Annotated in this window: 1 protein-coding gene and 4 pseudogenes; 3 read left to right on the plus strand and 2 right to left on the minus strand. The window is 54.8% G+C overall.

The window, feature by feature from the left end; all coding sequences use genetic code 11:
- Window positions 1-109, minus strand: a pseudogene (locus tag I5W_RS31115) (M81 family metallopeptidase); the annotation flags it as partial.
- Here I5W_RS31115 and I5W_RS31120 point away from each other — a divergent pair.
- The 3 genes and pseudogenes from I5W_RS31120 to I5W_RS07740 all read left to right on the plus strand — a co-directional run.
- The gene (locus I5W_RS31120; RefSeq protein WP_374702126.1) at window positions 71-400 is read left to right on the plus strand and encodes an SH3 domain-containing protein; all 330 of its coding nucleotides are present in this window, start codon (window positions 71-73) and stop codon (window positions 398-400) included. The pseudogene I5W_RS31115 and the gene I5W_RS31120 overlap by 39 nt on opposite strands.
- A 165-nt stretch (window positions 401-565) precedes the next feature.
- Window positions 566-946: pseudogene (locus tag I5W_RS29545) on the plus strand (winged helix-turn-helix transcriptional regulator); the annotation flags it as partial.
- Window positions 945-1271, plus strand: a pseudogene (locus tag I5W_RS07740) (integrase core domain-containing protein); the annotation flags it as partial. The pseudogenes I5W_RS29545 and I5W_RS07740, both read left to right, overlap by 2 nt.
- A 38-nt stretch (window positions 1272-1309) precedes the next feature.
- Here the strand turns inward: I5W_RS07740 and I5W_RS07745 are convergent.
- Window positions 1310-1474: pseudogene (locus I5W_RS07745) on the minus strand (VOC family protein); the annotation flags it as partial.
- Window positions 1475-1494 lie beyond the last annotated feature (20 nt).

Consider the following 1494-nt stretch of genomic DNA (forward strand, 5'->3'; position numbering starts at 1 on the left):
CGAAGTCGGCGCGTTCGTCCCAGATCTGCCGGGCCAGGCGTGCCGCCACGGCATCGGCCAGCGCCGCGTCATGTTCGGTCACGACGACCACCGACATGCCGGCATCGCGATTTTGGATGAAAGTCCGAAAGTGGCTCAGAAAATTGTACAGGAGACGGTGCGCACAGCGGTAGGCTCATCTGGATTACTCTCAGAGTATCGTTACGTCTCCACCAGCGTTCTAGTTGTTCATCAAAATCCGAGGGCGCAGTCGCCGGAAATTGCGCGTTTGTCGTTTGGTGCGGCCGTAAAACTAATCAAGAAGGAGGGGGACTTCGCCCTGATTCACTGGACGGATGAGGAGAACCAGCTGGAGATTCGTGGCTGGGTATTTGCTCGCCATCTCAGAAAATTCAGCTGAACCGAAATTTCAACTACAAAACAGCCTGTGACTGGACCGACCAGACATCGATAAAAGAAAACCAAATGGAAATCATGATCCCATGCGTCAAGTGTGCACTTGATACGAGAAATGCCGACGGGAGTGTTGGGCTAGAAGGTGCCGTGATCCCGATAGTTGCAGTACATGTTCAAGAACAACGGCTCTATCGGGCTTGGAATTATTCGGCGCTGGTACATCCGCGATCGCATCTCGATCAGGGAAATCTCCCGCCGGCTGGACATCTCTCGAAACACGGTTCGTCGCTATATCCGATCCGGAGCGATCGAGCCATCCTACCCATCCAGGCGATCATCCAGTGACCTAGATGAATTCGCGCCTCGACTTTCAGCCTGGCTCAGCGCCGAGGCGGTCAAATCGCGCAAGCAGAGACGAACCCTGAAACAGATGTTCCTGGACTTGAGGGAGCTGGGATATGAAGGGTCGTACGACCGTGTGGCGGCCTTTGGGAGGCAATGGAAGGTGGGTCAAATGGAAAGGGTCAATTCTGCGAGCAAATCAACAGGCCTACGTTCGGTCGGACAATGGAGCTGAATTCACAGCGGCCAAGGTCATGCGCTGGTTGCGGGATGCCTCCGTTGGTCCCGCCTTCATTGCGCCAGGCGGTCCATGGCAGAACGGATTCGTGGAAAGCTTCAATGGCAAGCTGCGCGACGAACTGCTTAACCGGGAGTGGTTCCGCAGCCGGGCAGAAGCGAAAGTGCTGATTGAAAGATGGCGTCAGTTCTACAACGAGCGCAGGCCGCATAGCGCACATCAGTACCAACCTCCAGCTACGGGCCGTCGAGCCTGGCTGGAATCGAATATGATCGACAACCGACTCACTGCCTGACGGGCTACAAATTACCGACGCAGGTCATGGGCAGTCTGTTAGTCGGGAGAACTAAAGCTCTCCTTTCTCTGAATAAATTCAATCTTATAACCGTCGGGGTCTTGCACAAAAGCAATAATGGTTTTGCCGTGCTTCATTGGACCGGCTTCCCGAGTGACTAGGCCGCCCTTTGCTTTGACCGCATCACAGGCCGCGTAGGCATTTCAACTTCGATGCAATGGCC

The sequence above is a fragment of the Herbaspirillum sp. B65 genome (assembly GCF_000333555.1).
Classification (GTDB): Bacteria; Pseudomonadota; Gammaproteobacteria; order Burkholderiales; family Burkholderiaceae_D; genus Herbaspirillum; species Herbaspirillum rubrisubalbicans.

Bases quoted from the DNA above. Each gene is read 5' to 3' on its own strand.
- I5W_RS31120 (WP_374702126.1), top strand. From the start codon at position 71: ATGTTCGGTCACGACGACCACCGACATGCCGGCATCGCGATTTTGGAT.